The following is a 16,833-nucleotide window of genomic DNA, read 5'->3' on the forward strand; positions in this document are numbered from 1 at the left end:
TCCAGGGCAAGAAGGTGCCCCAGCTGTTCGTCGCCTCGGGCGCTTCGAAGTTCGGTGCGAAGGACGCGTTCAGGCGTCCAAGAGGTTTTATAGCCCAAGCTGCTTAAGCGGCTACCGTCGAGTGATGGACCCGCCAGGTGATTCCGCTCCTTACTTGCCGGATGTGGCCATCATCATCGACGGTGGCATTACGAGCGCTCCTATTCCTAGAATAGTCGTCGTATCTCTTCCAGTATCGGCATGACATGGCGCCGGAAGAGTGGTGGATTCTCAATCATTGGGAAGTGGCCTAGACCGGCCATAGACGAAAAACGTGCCCCTTTGATCCGGTCAGAGAGTGCCTTACCGTGGGACGGCGGCATAACGAAGTCATACTCGCCGTTTAGCAAGTAGAGCGGCGTCCGATCGGTGCGAATTTTGTGCGCTGTTTCCGTCAGGTCATGTTCATTACAGACGTAGTACAGGTCTCCCAACATGACCGGCGGAGCGGCTTGAGAGAAGAGCCACGTCGACTCTCGCTTGCACGCTTCTGGGCTTTCCGGGCCCATAGCATCATACATCTGCGCGGCCTTCGCTGCGTCGCTGATTTGCGGATGAAGGAACAGCGGATTGTCGAGTCCGTGCAATTCGGCTGAGACCTCGCAGCCGATAATTGCCCGAAAGGCGTCCGCGTGGGTGAGCGCAAGGTCAGTGGCAATGTAGCCCCCAAGCGAGACGCCCAGAAAGACCGGCCGGTCGAGTTCGAGCGCCGCGGAAAGGCGCAGGATGAATTCTTTTAGGAAGCTTTCGGTCAACCGATACTCCTGCTCCCACCACCGCTCGGACGAAGGTGGCAAGGACTTGCCATGAAATGGCAGATCGTAGGCAATCAACCGAAAATTTCTCGTAATCTCTTCGTCTTCAAGAAAGAACCGCCATTGGCGCGCGTCGACCCCGGCAGTGTGCTGCAACAGGAGGGGGATTCCGCTGCCGCTTTCTTCGAAATATACGCGATAATCGACCCCTTCCACGGTCAGGTAAACGTATCGGCCGACGGCCTTGTCAAATCGAGCCATCTATCCCTGTCCATTTACGAGTGTCTTCATAATCGCAAAGACACGGGAGAGCGCGCCGTAATAGGTCGTCCAAAGAACAACATCGCCATCGAGCGCAAAGCCCTGCCTTACGATCGCCGGCAGCATGCCGTGATGAAATGGTAATGGGACCGGCTTGAGGAATTCCAACCAGCTGCCCTCCGGGGCGGTCAGTCGAATGTCGGCAGTGGCTGTGTCGCCTGGGCCTGCTTCGATCAATGCGCCATTCTCGAACGCCAAGACCAGGTTGTCGGGTGGGAAATTTAACCCGACCTTCGCGTTCCAGTAGCGTGCTGCGAGGCGGAACTCAGGATCGGCGTTGACCTCCGCAACGAAGGCAGCTGCGTCAATCCCGCGCATTAATTCCGGCCAGCCTTTCGCCACGCTTCTTTTCCCGTCTTGAGGCTCGACACCATCAATATTGTGATCAAAGATCATATCTAGTCAAGCGGCGAGAATGGAAATCTCAATGAGCAATGACAGGGTTACTGTAGCGGCGCAGGTCCGGTTGGACTGACCTTGGCCCTTATTTTGGCGAAGCACGGCGTGCCGGTTACGGTTTTGGAAGCGGAGCAGGGGGTAACCTTCGTTCCGGATGACGGCGAGCTCGACCGCCACGAGCGCAGCCCCGGCGACGACGCGATAGGGGCAACCGTTGCAGGTGAGAAAGGATCACCTCCGCAAGCCGATCCTGGCCGAGATGGAGGTTAAACGGGTATTTCCTTTTCCCCGGAGAGTGTCTAGTCGATCTTGGCGAGCACAGCCCCGCTGATGTCGCGATACTCAAATTCCCGCTTGAGCACGCCTACGGCCTGGAGGTCTTCCATCCGCCCTACATGTCCAAGCGTCTCAAGGGTCGGCGAGTGATGCACGATGGCGCGACGGGACTATCTAGTTCAAACGATAGGCACGTCGCGCCGAGCCTCGGAACAGCGCTTCTTTCTCGCTCTGGCTGTATCCGGCAGCAAGCCGCTTGAAGGCATTCCACATCACGCCGTAGCTGTAGTAGCGCTTGTCGACCGGGAAATTGCTTTCGAACATCGCGCGTTCGGGCCCAAAGGCCTCAATACACGTCTCGACATAGGGCCGCCAGATTTCGGCCAGCTCTTGCGAGCCGGGCGGCGCGCTGCGCTTCTCGAAATCGTACCCGAAGACATGCATCCCCATGCCGCCAAGTTTGACGTAGGCGTTGGGATTTTTACCCAGCTCCTGGATGTTTTTGCGCCATTCGGCAAACACGTCGTCGCGCCGGAAGGCGTAGGCACCGATTCCAAGCGGTGCGCCGATATGGTCGATCACGACAGTTGTGTCGGGAAACTTTTGCGCAAGATCGGCCAGTTCCGGGATCTGATGGTGATAGATCCATGAATCGAAAGAAAGGCCGTAGCGTTGAAGACGCGCAAAGCCGCTGCGGAATTTGGCATCGAGCAGGAGGCCTTTCGGAAAATCCATCGGTGTCGACTTTATCGTGCTGTCCGCATCCCAGACGGAGCACTGGCGGACGCCCTTGAAGCGGTCGCCGCCCGCATTCAGATGCGCTTCCAGCACCGCGTCGACTTCCGGCCCTAGAAAGAGATCGGCATAGCTCACGATGCTGGCGCACAGTCGCGCCGGGCCATAGAGACCACTGGCGCTCATGGCGGCTATGCCGTTGACGAATTCGGTCTCGCCGATCGGTGCAAATTTCGGGTCGCCATCGGCGCGATACATGGAGTCGCACTGGACGAAACCGGTGGCAATGACGTTGTGGCCGCTTCCGTCGATATCGGCCTTCAGCTCTTCGAGAAGGTACCGCGATCCCCGATCCCAGAGATGGTGATGTGGGTCGGTGATCGGCATTTCCGGTTCGATCGGTTCTTCTCGCCGGAGCGCAAGCCAGTCTTCGTTGACGGCGAATAGAATCTGCTTTTCGGTTTCTGTTTCACCGATCTTGACGCTTATTTTTCCGGTCATGTCCTCTCTCCTCGTCGCCGCGACCGAGTAACTGGCCGCCGTCAATGTGTATTGCGCCCCGGTAACGAAGCTCGCGGCCTGGGGGAAAAGAAGAGCGCCGGTCCCTCAATTTCTTCGAACCGTCCAGCGCGATGCATGGACGAACCCCCTATGAATGGTCACGGTCCTTGCTCCTGCGCGACCAATTAACGGCGCCTGCCTCTTGTCCCTTGACTTACTAGTCGTAATAAATGATCTTTGATCACAAATTGCAGCTCAGTGTCCAGCGCGAATGTAACGGAGGCTCTTGAGGCGAGGGTGTACCCCACCGCCCCGACGAGGCACCGCATAAACGTAAAAACGGCCTTGTGGGAGGATGTGATGCAATTTACCAATAACGGCTTCGACGCCTTCTGCCGCGGCGCGATCAAACTGATGGTCGCGGCCTGTTTTGGGTCGCTTGTGGCTAGTGGACCTGTCTTGGCACAGGATTCCGCGACCCCGGACCAAATCAAGAAGCTTCTCGGGATAGAGGGCCTCGATGCGAAGGCGCTTGGTACGGGACTCAAATTCCAGCTCGGCATTGTCCTGGCGCTGACAGGTCCGGGTTCCTATTACGGTCGCATCCAGGGCAACGGCGCCAAGCTCGCGGTCGAGCAGATAAAGGCGGCGGGCGGGCCCGACATCGAACTAATCTTCAAGGACCACAAATCCGCCGATGCGCAGGCTGGCGCACGCGCTGCGAGGGAACTAGGCATTGCCCGGGTGCCCGCCGCGCTCACCTCTTATGTCGGCGTCATCGGGTCGATGTTCCCTGGCCTTGAGCAGTACAAGATTTTCGCGCTGGACGGTGGCGGCGGAACCAGCGATTTCGGCCAAGGCAAGCGCTACTTCTGGGGTATGCGCGCCATCGAGCCGGATGACGACTTTGTCGGTGCGCTAAAGTACTGGAAGGAGACTGATCCGTCGATCAAACGCGTGTCGATGGCCTTCATCGACCAGGGGCCGATCAACGAAATCGTCACGAATAACTTCAAGAAGACGCTTGAGGCAACCGGCCATGAACTCGCCAGCACGGAAGTCACGCCGATCGGTGCGACCGACTATTCGGCGACGATTGCGCGGCTGAAGGCAACCAATCCCGACGCCGTCTTCCTGTTCCTGATCGGCGTCGATCCCGGTTACTTCATGAAGCAGTATGCCAACGCCGGTCTCACGAAACCGACAATCGTGGCGGAATACGTCTCCGACGCAGCGCAGGTTGCCGGTCCGGTTTATGACGAGATGATTTTCGCCACCGACTGGTTCGACGCCAACAAGCCCACCAACGATTGGGCAAAGTTGTTCATCGACAGCTACACCAAGCAGTTCAACCTCAAGCCGGAGATGTATGCGGCAAACTATTACGAAGACACGTTCGCCATCTGGGATCTCATTCGGCGGGTCATCGCCAAAGGTGGCGACGTGAACAGCGGCGAGCAGCTCCAGCAGGCGTTGGTAGACGATCCAAAGTTCAAGAGCATCTACGGGGGCAAGGCGGCCGAGCCGGGCGTCATCACCCTCGATACCAAGACGCACTCGGTCACTTCACGGCCGCTCGGAGTCTATCGGGCCAACAAGGGCGATCCGGTTCCGCTGGCGTATTTCGATCTGGGCGGCGCCAACTTTAGGCTGGTCAAGTAAGGTCCGCGTAACCCGTGCAGTTTGAGCAGATCGCACAACTTGCCGTAGCCGGCGCCATCAACGGCAGCTTCTATGCGCTGCTGGGCGTCGGCTTCGGTCTTATCCTCGGTGTGGTAGGGCGTTTTCACTACGCCTACGCGCTCACATTCGTACTCGCAGCCTACATAATGTCGGTGCTGGAAAGCTCGTTGAGCGTCTGGCCGCCTCTGGCTGCGGGAGCCGGTCTCCTCGCAGCGATGGCGCTCGGAGTGGCATTGGAGCGGTGGGTCTATGGTCCGCTTGCGCTTTCTTCAGGAGCCTTGGCGCTTCTGACCGTTTTCATTTCAGCGCTCGGCATAACGATTGCCGGGGTCAACCTAATCACGTTGATGTGGACCGCGTTCAGCCGGTCAATTTATCTGTTTGAGGTGCGGCCTTTCGACGTCGCAGGGGTGACATTCACCAACCTCGACCTCTTCATCGTCTTCGCATCCTGGCTGCTGATCGGATTGCTGACCGTCGCCCTCAACTTCACCGATCTCGGGCGTTCCATCAAAGCTGTGCGCGGCAATCCGTTCCTGGCGCGGATCATCGGGCTCAAACCTGACAGGCTGTATCTCGTCGTATTTGCCATTGGCTCGTTCCTGTCCGGCGTCGCCGGCATCCTCAACGGCGCTCGCTTCGCGGTGGTTCCCAATATGGGCGACCGTCCGGTTGTCTTTGCCTTCGTCGTCGCATTTCTGGGAGGAACGCGCAGTTCGCCCCTCACGGTTGGCCTTGCCGGATTGTTCATCGGACTGGTCGAGAGCTTGAGCGGTCTGTGGGTATCGCCGCAGTGGTCGGCGCTGGTCGTCTTTTCGGTGCTCTTCATTTATCTCTCGCTTCAACCAACCGAAATCTCAGGCCTGCGCCGGTGGCTGTCGCTCGGTGCGCGTTTGCGCGGCTAGTAGGTGCAGGATGAACTTCAAAGAGCGCGGCACGTGGCCTGGAAAAATTTATTTCATCCTGTGCGGCCGGGTTGAGGTCTAGAGCGGGCATGGACTACTGGATCGACATATTCAACGTTGTCCTGATCTTCAGCATCTTCACGATCTCGCTAAATCTGCTGATCGGATACGCCGGCCAGGTATCGGTGGCGCATGCGGCGTTCGGAGCGATAGGTGGCTATGCGGCGGCATATTTGCAGGCCAATGCAGGCTTCAGCTTTTGGCCTGGCCTTGCCGCCGGCACGTTTGGCGCGGGACTGATTGGGCTCCTCATGAGCCTGCCCGCGTTGAGATTGCGGCCCGAATATCTTGTTCTCCTGACCATCGCCGTTTCAGCAATTGTCCTTGCTATCGTCGGTGCGGTTGCCGAACTCGGCGGCGCTTACGGAATCACCGCCAGCAGGCCGGCCGACTTGTGGCCGATCCCCGGCGGTCCGCTTCTATTCCCAATCCAATGGACCTTGCCGCTGATAGGATTCGCGGCGCCGACTTTCTTTGTTTGCTGGCGCATGGGGCAATCGGCATGGGGACGCGTCCTGCGCGGCATCCGCGACGATGAGGTGGCAACCCGTGCGCTCGGACACAACGTGTACATATTCAAGGTAATCGTATTCTCCGTCACATCGGCTTTCGCCGGACTGGCGGGTGTACTCCTCTTTTTTTACAACCAGATCGTCTCGCCAAGTGTTTATGGATTGGATGTGTCGCTCAAGATTTTCGCCATGACGATCTTTGGCGGCCTCGGCAACTTCGTCGGATCGATCCTGGGAACCGCTGTCGTCCAGCTCCTTCAACCCATTCTCGAAAACGTGGTCAAGTTGGAGCCTGGCAACGCCTTCCTGATCCAGCTAGTGATCTACGGCATCGGCTTGGCGATCCTGGTGCGCGTCCGCCCGCAAGGCTTGCTGCCGGAGGGGGTATCGCTGCTTCCGGCACGCGCTGCAGAACGCGTGGCGCCTCCTTCGGTGCGCTCTGCGGCGGCGACGAAAGCGGTGAACATTGGTACATCGCGCCCGTCGCAACTTCAGCCGCCGACTGGCGCTGGCCCCATCCTCGAAGTGCGCGGTCTGAGCAAGCAGTTTGGCGGTATTGTCGCCTGCCGCGACCTCAGCCTCGACCTGGAAACCGGAAAAATCGCGGCACTGGTCGGGCCAAATGGAGCAGGCAAGACGACGGTATTCAACCTTTTGACGGGCGCCTTCGGAGCCGACAGCGGCAGCATAAAGCTGAACGGCGAGGAATTGTGTGGGCTTGGTCCCGATGCGGTCGCCAGAAAAGGGATGGCCCGCACGTTCCAGGACGTTCGCCTCTTCGCCCGCATGAGTGCTCTGGAGAACGTCATGCTTGCCATGCGCGGGATCGAGGGAGGGAGCGGTGGCGAGAAGCTCAGCGATCTCTTCCTGCATCCGCGTCGTGCCGCGCGGGCCGAGCGCTCGGAGCGCGACGGCGCCATGGAGCATCTGCGGCTGGTAGGTCTCGCTGACGTCGCCGGCACGGCCGCCGGGGCGCTCTCCTATGGCCAGCAAAAGCTCGTGTCCTTCGCCCGGCTAATGGCGACGGATGCCGATGTGCTTCTCCTCGATGAGCCCGCCTCCGGCGTCGACGCCCGCTGGGTCGATAAGCTTCTCGAACTAGTGGTCTATGCGCGCGATCGGGGCAAGACCATCTGTATTGTCGAGCACAGTCTGCACGTGGTGGAGCAGCTGGCTGATACGGTCTTCTTCATGGAGCTCGGTCACATCACAGCCAAGGGGACGATCAGGGAGTTGACCTCCGACCCGCGACTTGCGGAGGTCTATTTTGGCACCGTCTGATGCCGGATCGGTCGCGAAGGATTCCGAGCCGATGCTTCTCGTCAAGGGCATCAGCACGGGCTTTGGCAAGAAGCGCGTGCTCGATGATGTCGGCCTGAACGTGAAGAAGGGCGAGGCGGTTGCCATCCTCGGCCACAACGGTGCGGGAAAGACGACGCTGCTCCAGACTATTTACGGACTACAGCCGGTCTGGAGCGGCTCGCTTTATTTCGACGGAAAGTCCCTCGATGATCGGCATGCGGCAAGCGAGGCCGTCGCGTTGGGTATGGGCATGATTCCATCCGAGAGATTCGTCTTTCCCGACCTGACGGTCCTCGAAAATCTCCGGCTGAGTGGGCGCGGCCTTGAGGGTGTCTTGCGGGAACAGCGCTTGGAGGAAGCATATGATGATTTTCCAATTCTGAGCGAGCGCGCGCATCAACTCGCCGGGTCTCTCAGCGGCGGACAGCAGCGAATGGTGAGCCTGGCGATGGTGCTGATGCACCGCCCCCGCCTTCTCCTGCTCGATGAGCCGTCCCTCGGCCTTTCGCCTGCGATCGCAGAGCAGATTATGGCTCGGGTTCGCGGGCTCGCAAGCGAAGGGACTTCGATCGTGCTGGTTGAGCAGAATATCGCCATCGCGCTTAGCGTCGCCGATCGTGTTTACGTCTTACGGTCAGGAAGGATTATCCTCGAAGAATCAGCCCGCGAGCTCGAGAATCGCGGACGAGAAAAGTGGTGGGAACTGTTTTAACACTTGCGCTCAGATAACCATGGCACGCGACAGTTCAAACGCTGAAATTGCCGCTGCGATCTCAGCGGTGGGGCGGGAGACGCCGAATGATCGTGTACCGTGAACTGAAGAAATCGATTATGAACGGTGCCGTCAAGCTGGCTCGGAATTAAAGCTTCGATCTGTTGCCGAGGCGCTTGGTACCAGTTTGATGCCGGTCCGCGACGCCATGCGGCGCTTAGTGGCGGAGCGTGCTCTTGAGATACGCCCCTCGCGAACCATCGCCATACCTGTCTTGAGTGCCGATCAATTCTTGGAAATTCGTGCAATCCGCCTTTTGCTTGAGGGTGAGGCGGTCACGCGCGCGGCGAACATGGCCAAATATGTGCCTGACGGAGACGTCCGCGATTCCTACTACGTCAACAGTTACAACAACGGTATGGCGCTGGAGCACGTGTTTAAGGCGGCGGGCAACGACCTCAGTCGCGAGAACATCCTGCGGCAGGCGCTGTCGATCAAAGATCTGGAATTGCCGATGCTGTTGCCCGGCATCAAGGTCAATACCGGCGAGAGTGACCATCTGCCGGTCGAGCAGCTGCAGTTCATGCGCTTCACCGGCAAGCAGTGGGAGCGGTTCGGCGAGGTGCTCTCGACCAAGTAGCGTCGATATCGACCCCCAATGATGTCGAGGCGGGTTGGTCCGCGGGTGTTGCCATTGCGCCGCAGCAACGATGAGAGCGATCGTATTGAAAATTGAAGGCTATTGGGATTTACTCCGCGGCACCGAAGCCTCGAGCCCTTGGTCTGTCGGATGCAGGCGACGTCGAATTTTGGGGTGCAGGAGACGCACGGGATCCTGAACCGCTTCCAGGCCGAATTCCGCGGCTCGAGCGAAGGGCTCGGCTGGTCATCGGCGTTTGCCTCGGTCCAGCGCGAACGGCCGTTTGAGGGGCACTTCCACGCACTGTCAGACAATCTGATGGTGTTACATCGGGGCGGCCCGGTCGACATCACGTATGTGATGGACGGCAAGTCGGTTGCCCGGCACATCCCGCGCGGTGGCGTTTTCTTCCTGCCGGCGGGCCATGCATGCAATGTGCTCCTGCGCGAACCGCTGGAATCCACCCATATCTATCTGCGCTCCGACCTTTTCGCCGGCTCTGACGGGTCGCCCGGCGTGATCGGCGGCCTCGCGCCGATGCTCGGCGATCAGGACGCTGTGTTGGAGCATCTTGCCGCGGCGATCGGTGACACCATCACCGGTGGTCTGCCGGCCTCGTCGCTCTTCGTCGATCCGATCGCGCAAGCGATCGCCAACCGTTTCGTGGCGATCAACTTCCACAAGCCGAGCACGGAAGCTGGCAAGCATCCGAACTTGCTTAGTGGTAGGCAGATGGCACGCATCCGCGAATTCGTTGATGCCAATATCGATAGCGATATCCGGCTCGACCAGCTGGCGGAGCTGTGCGGCCGCAGCACCGAGTATTTCGTGCGGCTTTTCAAGGCGACCAGCGGCGTCTCGCCATATCAATATGTGCTCAATTTGCGCATAGAGCGCGCCAGGGCGCTGCTTGCCGACGAGACCCTGAGTTTGGCTGAGATCGCGCTGGCTTGCGGCTTCTCCCATCAAGAGCATTTCACGCGGATGTTCCGCCGCTTTACTGGCATTACACCCGGCAGGTACCGACACAGCCACTAGGTTCCGCTGATCGCGGCCGGTGTGGTCGAAGGCCCGACTCGGCCCTGTATTATTTTTCCGGTTTTGTGCAGATTTTGTTCGGTTTCGTGCAGGCCCGCCGCGCCAGTGCGCCCCTAGCTTCCTCCCAACGACATGAGATCGCCGGTTCGCCGGCTTGGGAGGATTGCCATGAGCATCGCGTTGGCCGATGCCGGAGGCGCGTCCGTTGCGACGGCCGGTAATGCGGGGAAGGGCGCGTTTGCCTATTGCTCGCAGCAATATCGCGTCCTGTTCGGTGCCGGCACCTCGGGGCGACTCGGCGAGGAGGCAGAGCGCCTCGGCATCAAGCGGGCGCTGGTGCTAACCACAAGCGAGCAGCACGACCTCGGGCGACGGCTCGGCACAGGCCTCAGTGACAGGCTCGCCGGTCTGTTTACCGGCGCACGCATGCATACGCCGGTTGAAGTCACCAACGAAGCGCTTCGGGTTGTGGAGTCCCGCGACATCGACGGGCTGGTCGCGATCGGCGGCGGCTCGACGGTCGGGCTCGGCAAGGCGCTCTCGCTGCGCACGGGGTTGCCGCATATCGCGATGCCGACCACTTATGCCGGCTCCGAGATGACGCCGATTCTTGGCGAGACCAGCAACGGCATCAAGACCACGCAGCATTCCCAGGATCTGGTGCCGGACACCGTCATCTACGACGTCGATCTCACCCTCAGCCTGCCGCCGCACATCTCCGCCGCCAGCGGCCTGAACGCGATCGCCCACGCCGTCGAGGCGTTTTATGCGCCCAACGCCAATCCTCTGACCTCGCTGATGGCGGAAGATGGCATCGTCGCGCTCGCCCGCGCGCTGCCGCGCATCATGGTGGCGCCCGCCGATCCCGGAGCCCGTCGCGATGCGCTCTACGGCGCCTGGCTCTGCGGCATCTGCCTCGGTGCGGTCGGCATGTCGCTGCACCACAAGCTCTGCCACGTGCTGGGCGGCATGTTCAACCTGCCCCATGCCGAAACTCACGCCATCGTGCTGCCGCACGCCGCCGCCTACAACGCCGCCGCCGCGCCTGAGGCCATGACTCGCGTCGCGCGGGCGCTGCACAGCGCCAATGCTCCGCAGGGCCTGTTTGACCTTGCCCGTCAGCTCGGGCTGCCATGCGCGCTCGCCGACATCGGAATGCCCGAGGACGGCATCGTACGCGCCGCGGAGATGGCGGTGCGCAAGCCATATGCCAATCCCAGACCGATTGATCACGCGCCGATCGAGCAATTGATCGCGGCAGCTTGGCGCGGCGATGCGCCCGCGCAGGACTGAACCTCAGGGATCAAGGACAACAGGATGACCAATTTCAATGAGCATAACCTCACTGACGAGGTGGTTCGCAGCTTCGCCAACACGCCGAACAAGCGGCTGAAGTTCCTCATCGAGGAGACGGTGAAATCGCTGCACGATCTGGTGCGCCGCACCGAACTCACCTTCGAGGAATGGAATCAGGCGATCGAGTTCCTGACCCGCACCGGCCAGACCTGCACGCCGCTGCGCCAGGAGTTCATCCTGCTCTCCGACGTGCTCGGCGTCTCGATGCTGGTCGACGCCGTCAATCACCGCGAGCGCGAGGGCGCGACCGAGACCACGGTGCTCGGCCCGTTCTATGTCGGCGAGCACCGCGTTACGCCGCACGGTGCCAATATCTCCGAGGGAATCGACGGTGAAGTGATGTTCGTGCAGAGCCGCGTCACCGACCTCGCCGGCAAGCCGCTCGCCGGTGCCGAGATCGACGTCTGGCATGCCGACGACGACGGCTTCTACGATTCGCAGAAGGCCGATTACGCGACCCACGGTCCGTCGCTGCGCGCACGTTTCGTCACCGATGCCGATGGCCGCTTCTCGTTCCGCACCATCTTGCCGTGCAGCTATCCGATCCCGACCGACGGCCCGGTCGGCGATCTCATCACCGCCACGCAGCGTCATCCAATGCGCCCCGCGCATGTGCACTTCCTGGTCAAGGCCGAAGGCTACGAGCCGCTGATCACCCACGTCTTCCTCGACGGCGACCAATATCTGCGCAGCGACGTGGTGTTCGGCGTCAAGGACGAGCTCATCGCGCGCGTCGAGCCGAGCAACGAAGCGGCATTGCCGAACGGCGAGCGGGTCTCCGGCCCGTGGTACCTGATGACCTACGACTTCCAGATGAAGCCCGGCGCAGGGCTGGTGCCCCGGCCGATGATGGCCGCGGAATAACGATCACAGCCAACAATACGACCAAGGAGAGGATGATGACCAGCAAACCTGTTGAGACCGATGTGCTTGTCGTCGGCAGTGGCCCGGCCGGCGCGACGGCGGCGGCGCTGCTCGGCATGTACGGCGTCAAGCACATCCTGGTGACGAAATACGGCTGGCTGGCCGACACGCCGCGCGCGCACATCACCAACCAGCGTGCGATGGAGGTGCTGCGCGATCTAGGCCTCGAGGAAAAGGCGGTGGCACAGGCGACGCCGCAACATCTGATGGCCAACAACGTGTTCTGCGAAAGCCTCGCCGGCGAGGAGTTTGGCCGGCTCTATTCCTGGGGCAATCATCCCTCACGCAAGGCGGATTACGATCTCGCCAGCCCGACCCGGATCTGCGATCTGCCGCAGAATTTGCTCGAGCCGATCCTGATCGAGGCCGCCGGCCAGCGCGGCACTTCGCTGTGCTTCAACACCGAGTTCGTTGACCTGGTGCAGGATGCCGACGGCGTCACGGCAACGGTGAAGGATCGACTATCCGGCGAGACCTACCAGATCCGCGCAAAGTATCTGATCGGCGCCGATGGCGGACGCAGCCGGGTTGCCGAGGTGATCGGGCTGCCGATGGAGGGTCAGATGGGCCGCGCCGGCAGCATGAACATCATCGTGCAGGCGGACTTGAGCAAGTACGTCGCGCACAGGCCGAGTGTACTCTATTGGGTGCTGCAGCCTGGTGCGCAGATCGGCGGCATCGGAGCCGGCCTGATCCGAATGGTGCGGCCGTGGAACGAGTGGCTGATCATCTGGGGCTACGACATCGAGCAGGGCGAGCGCAAGCTCTCCAACGACGAGGCGATCTCGATCGTGCGCAATCTCGTCGGCGACGAGAGCCTCGAGGTCAAGGTCCGCTCCACCTCGACCTGGACCGTGAACGAGATGTACGCCGGCCACTATTCGTCCGGCCGCGTGTTCTGTGTCGGCGATGCCGTGCACCGCCATCCGCCGACCAACGGCCTCGGCTCCAATACCTCGATCCAGGATTCCTTCAATCTGTGCTGGAAGCTCATGCTGGTGCTCGAGGGCCACGCCGCACCGTCGCTGCTCGAGACCTATTCGGCCGAGCGCCAGCCGGTCGGCAAGCAAATCGTGACGCGCGCCAACAAGAGCATCGGCGATTTCCCGCCGATCTTCGAGGCAGTGGGCCTCGTCGCTTCGACGGATCCGGCGGAAGCACGCAAGGCGATCGCCGCGCGCAAGGCGCCGACCGCCGAGGGCAAGGCACGGCGCAAGAAGCTCTATGAGGCCATCGCCAACAAGAGCTACGAGTTCAACTGCCACGGCGTCGAGCTGAACCAGCGCTACGGCTCGACCGCCGTGGTGTCCGACGGCACGCCGATGCCGGCCTTCACCAGGGATCACGAACTTTATTATCAGGCAACGACCTGGCCCGGCGCGCATCTGCCGCATGTCTGGGTCGAGCATCATGGCCAGCGCAAATCGACGCTCGATCTTGTCGGCAAGGGCCGCTTCACGCTGCTCACCGGGGTCGGCGGCGATGGCTGGAAGGCCGCGGCCACCGCAATCGAGAAGGCATACGGCCTGCCGGTAGACGTCGTCACCATCGGTCCGCAAGGCTGCGACGCGCTTGACATTTATGCCGACTGGTATCGCCAGAGCGAAGTCGACGAGGACGGCTGCGTGCTGGTGCGTCCCGACATGTATGTCGCCTGGCGCGCCAGAGAGGCGGTAGTGAATGCCCCCGACGTGCTGCTCGACGTGTTCGGCCAGATCCTTGGCCGTAGTGCGAAGGAGCAGGCGAAGTCCGTCGCCGCCGCGTGATGCGACGCTGCGCGGATAATTGTTCAGAATGGAATGAACGGCAGCCGGCTTGAAACCGGCTTGCCTCAAGGGAGGGGAAAATGTCCAAGGACCTATTGAACATAAAGTCTTTCGATCGCCGCCGCCTGCTGCAGGGCATCGCCGGTGGCCTCGCCGCCGCCGGCAGCACGACGTTGTTCGCGCCTTCCGTGCGCGCGGCCAACAAGCCGATCAAGATCGGCTATGTCTCGCCGAAGAGCGGACCGCTGGCCGCCTTCGCCGAAGCTGACGATTTCGTGCTCGGCGAATTCCGAAAGTTCATCAAGGACGGCGTCAAGGTCGGATCACAGACCTATCAGGTCGAGGTGGTGACAAAAGACAGTCAGTCGAATCCGAACCGCGCCGCCGAGGTCGCCAAGGAGCTGATCACCCGTGACAATGTCGGCCTGATCGTGGTCGGCGCCACGCCGGAAACCAACAATCCGGTGGCGACGCAGTGCGAGCTCGAGCAGGTGCCGTGCATCTCTTCCGTGGCGCCGTGGCAGACCAACTTCATCGGCCGCCAAGCCAACCCCGGCGATCCCAAGAGCTGGAAGCCGTTCGAATACACCTTCCACTATTTCTGGGGGCTGGAAGACGTGATCGGCGTCTTCACCAGCATGTGGGGCCAGGTCGCGACCAACAAGTCGGTCGGCGCGCTGTTTCCGAACGATGCCGACGGCAACGCCTGGGGCGACACCACGATCGGCTTCCCGCCGGTGCTGGCCAAGCAGGGCTTCAAGCTCACCGACCCCGGCCGCTTCCAGAACCTCACCGACGATTTCAGCTCGCAGATCGCTGCATTTCGCGGCGCCGATGCCGAGATCGTCACGGGCGTGATCATCCCGCCCGACTTCACCACGTTCTGGAACCAGGCGCGGCAGAAGGGGCTCAAGCCGAAAGTCGTATCGGTCGCCAAGGCGCTGCTGTTCCCGGCGTCGGTGCAGGCGCTCGGCAAGGGCGGCAACAACATCTCGACCGAGGTGTGGTGGACGCCGACGCATCCCTACAAATCGAGCCTCAGCGGCGTCAGCGCCGCTGATCTGGCCAAGGGATATGAGCAGGCCTCCGGCAAGCAATGGACCCAGCCGATCGGCTTCGTGCATTCGCTGTTCGAGGTCGCGATCGCCGCCATCAAGCGCTCCGGCGACCCGAGCGACGGCGCGGCGCTGGCCAAGGCGATCGGCGCCACCAAGCTCGATACGATTGTGGGCCAGGTCACATTCGGCTCCAGCGCCGTGCCGCCGTTCGCCGCGAAAAACATCGCCAAGACGCCGCTGGTGGGCGGCCAGTGGCGCCTCAGCGGCGACAAGTACAACATGGTGATCACGGACAACAAGCTGGCGCCTCAGATACCGCTCGGCGGCGACATGCAGGCGCTGAGTTAGTGCAAGCCAGCTGATTCAAAGGAAGAGGATGCGTGGTGTTGCTGCGCATCTCCTCTACGCCAAAACCAGATGTGGGCGACCATGCTCGAACTCCATGCCATCTCGAAGCGGTTCGGCGCCATTGTCGTTGCCGACGCGATCGACCTGACGCTGTCCTCCGGCGAGGCGCTGGGCGTCATCGGGCCGAACGGCGCCGGCAAGTCGACGCTGTTCAACCTCGTCACCGGGCTGTTGCGGCCGGACGCCGGCCGCATCGCACTCGATGGCGTCGACATCACGGGTCTTTCTCCGGAAGCACGCTGCCGCGCCGGCATCGGGCGCTCATTCCAGATCCCGCAACCGTTCGACCACCTCTCTGTGTTCGAGAACCTTGCGGTCGCCGCGCTGTTCGGCGGCGGCCTGTCGGAGGCGGATGCGATCCAGCATTGCGGCCGCACGCTCGATCTGACCGGCCTCGAAGCCAAGGCCAATCGGCTCGCGGGCAGCCTGCCGCTGCTCGATCGCAAGCGACTCGAGCTGGCCCGCGCACTCGCCACAAAGCCGCGCACGCTGCTGCTCGACGAGATCGCGGGCGGTCTCACCGACGCCGAATGCCACGAGCTGGTCGAGACGATCAGAACCATCCATGCCGAAGGCGTCGGCATCATCTGGATCGAGCATGTCGTGCACGCGCTGCTCGCCGTGGTGCAGCGACTGGTCGTGCTGAACTTCGGTAAAGTCGTGGCGCAGGGCGTGCCGAACGAGGTGATGCGCTCCCGCGAGGTCGAGACCATCTATATGGGCGTGCCGGCGTGACCGCGCTGCTCAGTGTCACGGCGCTCGATGCGTTCTACGGCGACTTCCAGGCGCTGTTCGGCATCGACTTCGAGCTGAACGAGGGCGAGGCGGTCGCAGTGATCGGCGCCAACGGCGCCGGCAAGTCGACCATGCTGAAATCGTTGGCGGGGCTGGTGAAGAGCCGTCGCGATGCGATCCGCCTCGAGGGACGGGCGATCGGCGATGCATCCGCCGCCAGCATCGTCCGGCTCGGCCTCGCGCTGGTGTCTGAGGGCCGCCAGCTGTTTCCCTCGCTCAGCGTCGAGGAGAACCTCTTGATCGGCGCATATGGCGGCGAACGCAGGGCGCCGTGGGATCTCGCCGCGGTCTACCGCATGTTCCCGGTGCTGAAGGAGCGGAGGCGCGGCGCCGTCACCGCGCTGTCGGGCGGGCAACAGCAGATGGTGGCGATCGGCCGCGCGCTGATGTCCAACCCACAGGTCCTGCTGTGCGACGAGATCAGCCTCGGCCTCGCGCCGATCGTGGTGGAGGACATCTACCGCATGCTGCCGCAGATCCGCTCTGGCGGTACCGCCGTCGTGCTGGTCGAGCAGGACATCGCCCGCGCATTGCGGGCTTCGGATCGCTTCTACTGTTTGCAGGAGGGACGGGTGACGCTGAGCGGACGGCCAGGGGATGTCGATCAGAACACGATCCGCGCGGCCTATTTCGGAGCATGAGGGAGCC

Annotated in this window: 14 protein-coding genes and 3 pseudogenes; 14 read left to right on the forward strand and 3 right to left on the reverse strand. The window is 61.7% G+C overall.

What is annotated here, in order from left to right; all coding sequences use genetic code 11:
* Positions 1-206: 206 nt before the first annotated feature.
* Positions 207-1,055, reverse strand: coding sequence for an alpha/beta fold hydrolase (locus tag E4K65_RS04420; protein WP_135173057.1), 849 nt, complete (start codon positions 1,053-1,055; stop codon positions 207-209).
* Positions 1,056-1,511, reverse strand: a complete 456-nt coding sequence (locus E4K65_RS04425) for a hypothetical protein (protein WP_135173058.1) — start codon at positions 1,509-1,511, stop codon at positions 1,056-1,058. It abuts the gene before it with no gap.
* A gap of 69 nt (positions 1,512-1,580) precedes the next feature.
* Between E4K65_RS04425 and E4K65_RS49965 the strand changes: the two are divergent.
* Positions 1,581-1,784, forward strand: a pseudogene (locus E4K65_RS49965) (hypothetical protein); the annotation flags it as partial.
* A 180-nt stretch (positions 1,785-1,964) separates the two neighbouring features.
* On the opposite strand, the gene E4K65_RS04435 reads toward E4K65_RS49965, so the two are convergent.
* Positions 1,965-2,912 carry an amidohydrolase family protein gene (locus E4K65_RS04435; RefSeq protein ID WP_235885485.1) on the reverse strand — a complete coding sequence of 316 codons (948 nt, stop codon included), beginning with the start codon at positions 2,910-2,912 and terminating at the stop codon, positions 1,965-1,967.
* A gap of 411 nt (positions 2,913-3,323) precedes the next feature.
* Between E4K65_RS04435 and E4K65_RS04440 the strand changes: the two genes are divergently transcribed.
* From E4K65_RS04440 to E4K65_RS04495, 13 genes and pseudogenes are all read left to right on the forward strand, one after another.
* Positions 3,324-4,688 (forward strand): ABC transporter substrate-binding protein, encoded by a 1,365-nt coding sequence (locus tag E4K65_RS04440; RefSeq protein WP_135173060.1) that lies wholly within the window; start codon positions 3,324-3,326, stop codon positions 4,686-4,688.
* A gap of 14 nt (positions 4,689-4,702) precedes the next feature.
* On the forward strand, positions 4,703-5,614 hold the full coding sequence (locus E4K65_RS04445) for a branched-chain amino acid ABC transporter permease (protein ID WP_135173061.1): 912 nt from the start codon (positions 4,703-4,705) through the stop codon (positions 5,612-5,614).
* Positions 5,615-5,703: 89 nt separating this feature from the next.
* Entirely contained in the window at positions 5,704-7,467 is a 1,764-nt protein-coding gene (locus E4K65_RS04450) for a branched-chain amino acid ABC transporter ATP-binding protein/permease (RefSeq protein WP_135173062.1), read from the forward strand.
* A 31-nt stretch (positions 7,468-7,498) separates the two neighbouring features.
* Positions 7,499-8,200 (forward strand): ABC transporter ATP-binding protein, encoded by a 702-nt coding sequence (locus tag E4K65_RS04455; RefSeq protein ID WP_135173063.1) that lies wholly within the window; start codon positions 7,499-7,501, stop codon positions 8,198-8,200.
* A gap of 112 nt (positions 8,201-8,312) precedes the next feature.
* Positions 8,313-8,447 (forward strand): annotated as a pseudogene (locus E4K65_RS49710) (GntR family transcriptional regulator); the annotation flags it as partial.
* A 105-nt stretch (positions 8,448-8,552) separates the two neighbouring features.
* Positions 8,553-8,840: pseudogene (locus E4K65_RS49715) on the forward strand (ABC transporter substrate-binding protein); the annotation flags it as partial.
* Between the two features lie 150 nt (positions 8,841-8,990).
* Positions 8,991-9,878, forward strand: a complete 888-nt coding sequence (locus tag E4K65_RS04465; RefSeq protein ID WP_135173065.1) for a helix-turn-helix domain-containing protein — start codon at positions 8,991-8,993, stop codon at positions 9,876-9,878.
* Between the two features lie 168 nt (positions 9,879-10,046).
* The gene (locus tag E4K65_RS04470) at positions 10,047-11,171 is read left to right on the forward strand and encodes a maleylacetate reductase (RefSeq protein ID WP_135173066.1); all 1,125 of its coding nucleotides are present in this window, start codon (positions 10,047-10,049) and stop codon (positions 11,169-11,171) included.
* 24 nt (positions 11,172-11,195) lie between these two features.
* Positions 11,196-12,098 (forward strand): intradiol ring-cleavage dioxygenase, encoded by a 903-nt coding sequence (locus E4K65_RS04475; RefSeq protein ID WP_135173067.1) that lies wholly within the window; start codon positions 11,196-11,198, stop codon positions 12,096-12,098.
* A 35-nt stretch (positions 12,099-12,133) separates the two neighbouring features.
* On the forward strand, positions 12,134-13,924 hold the full coding sequence (locus E4K65_RS04480) for an FAD-dependent oxidoreductase (protein ID WP_135173068.1): 1,791 nt from the start codon (positions 12,134-12,136) through the stop codon (positions 13,922-13,924).
* A gap of 80 nt (positions 13,925-14,004) precedes the next feature.
* On the forward strand, positions 14,005-15,330 hold the full coding sequence (locus tag E4K65_RS04485; protein ID WP_135173069.1) for an ABC transporter substrate-binding protein: 1,326 nt from the start codon (positions 14,005-14,007) through the stop codon (positions 15,328-15,330).
* Between the two features lie 81 nt (positions 15,331-15,411).
* A complete protein-coding gene (locus E4K65_RS04490) occupies positions 15,412-16,125 on the forward strand; it encodes an ABC transporter ATP-binding protein (RefSeq protein ID WP_135173070.1) in 714 nt (237 codons plus the stop codon).
* The gene (locus E4K65_RS04495) at positions 16,122-16,826 is read left to right on the forward strand and encodes an ABC transporter ATP-binding protein (RefSeq protein ID WP_135173071.1); all 705 of its coding nucleotides are present in this window, start codon (positions 16,122-16,124) and stop codon (positions 16,824-16,826) included. The genes E4K65_RS04490 and E4K65_RS04495 overlap by 4 nt, the downstream gene beginning before the upstream one ends.
* Positions 16,827-16,833 lie beyond the last annotated feature (7 nt).

The organism is Bradyrhizobium niftali (genome assembly GCF_004571025.1).
Lineage (GTDB): Bacteria > Pseudomonadota > Alphaproteobacteria > Rhizobiales > Xanthobacteraceae > Bradyrhizobium > Bradyrhizobium niftali.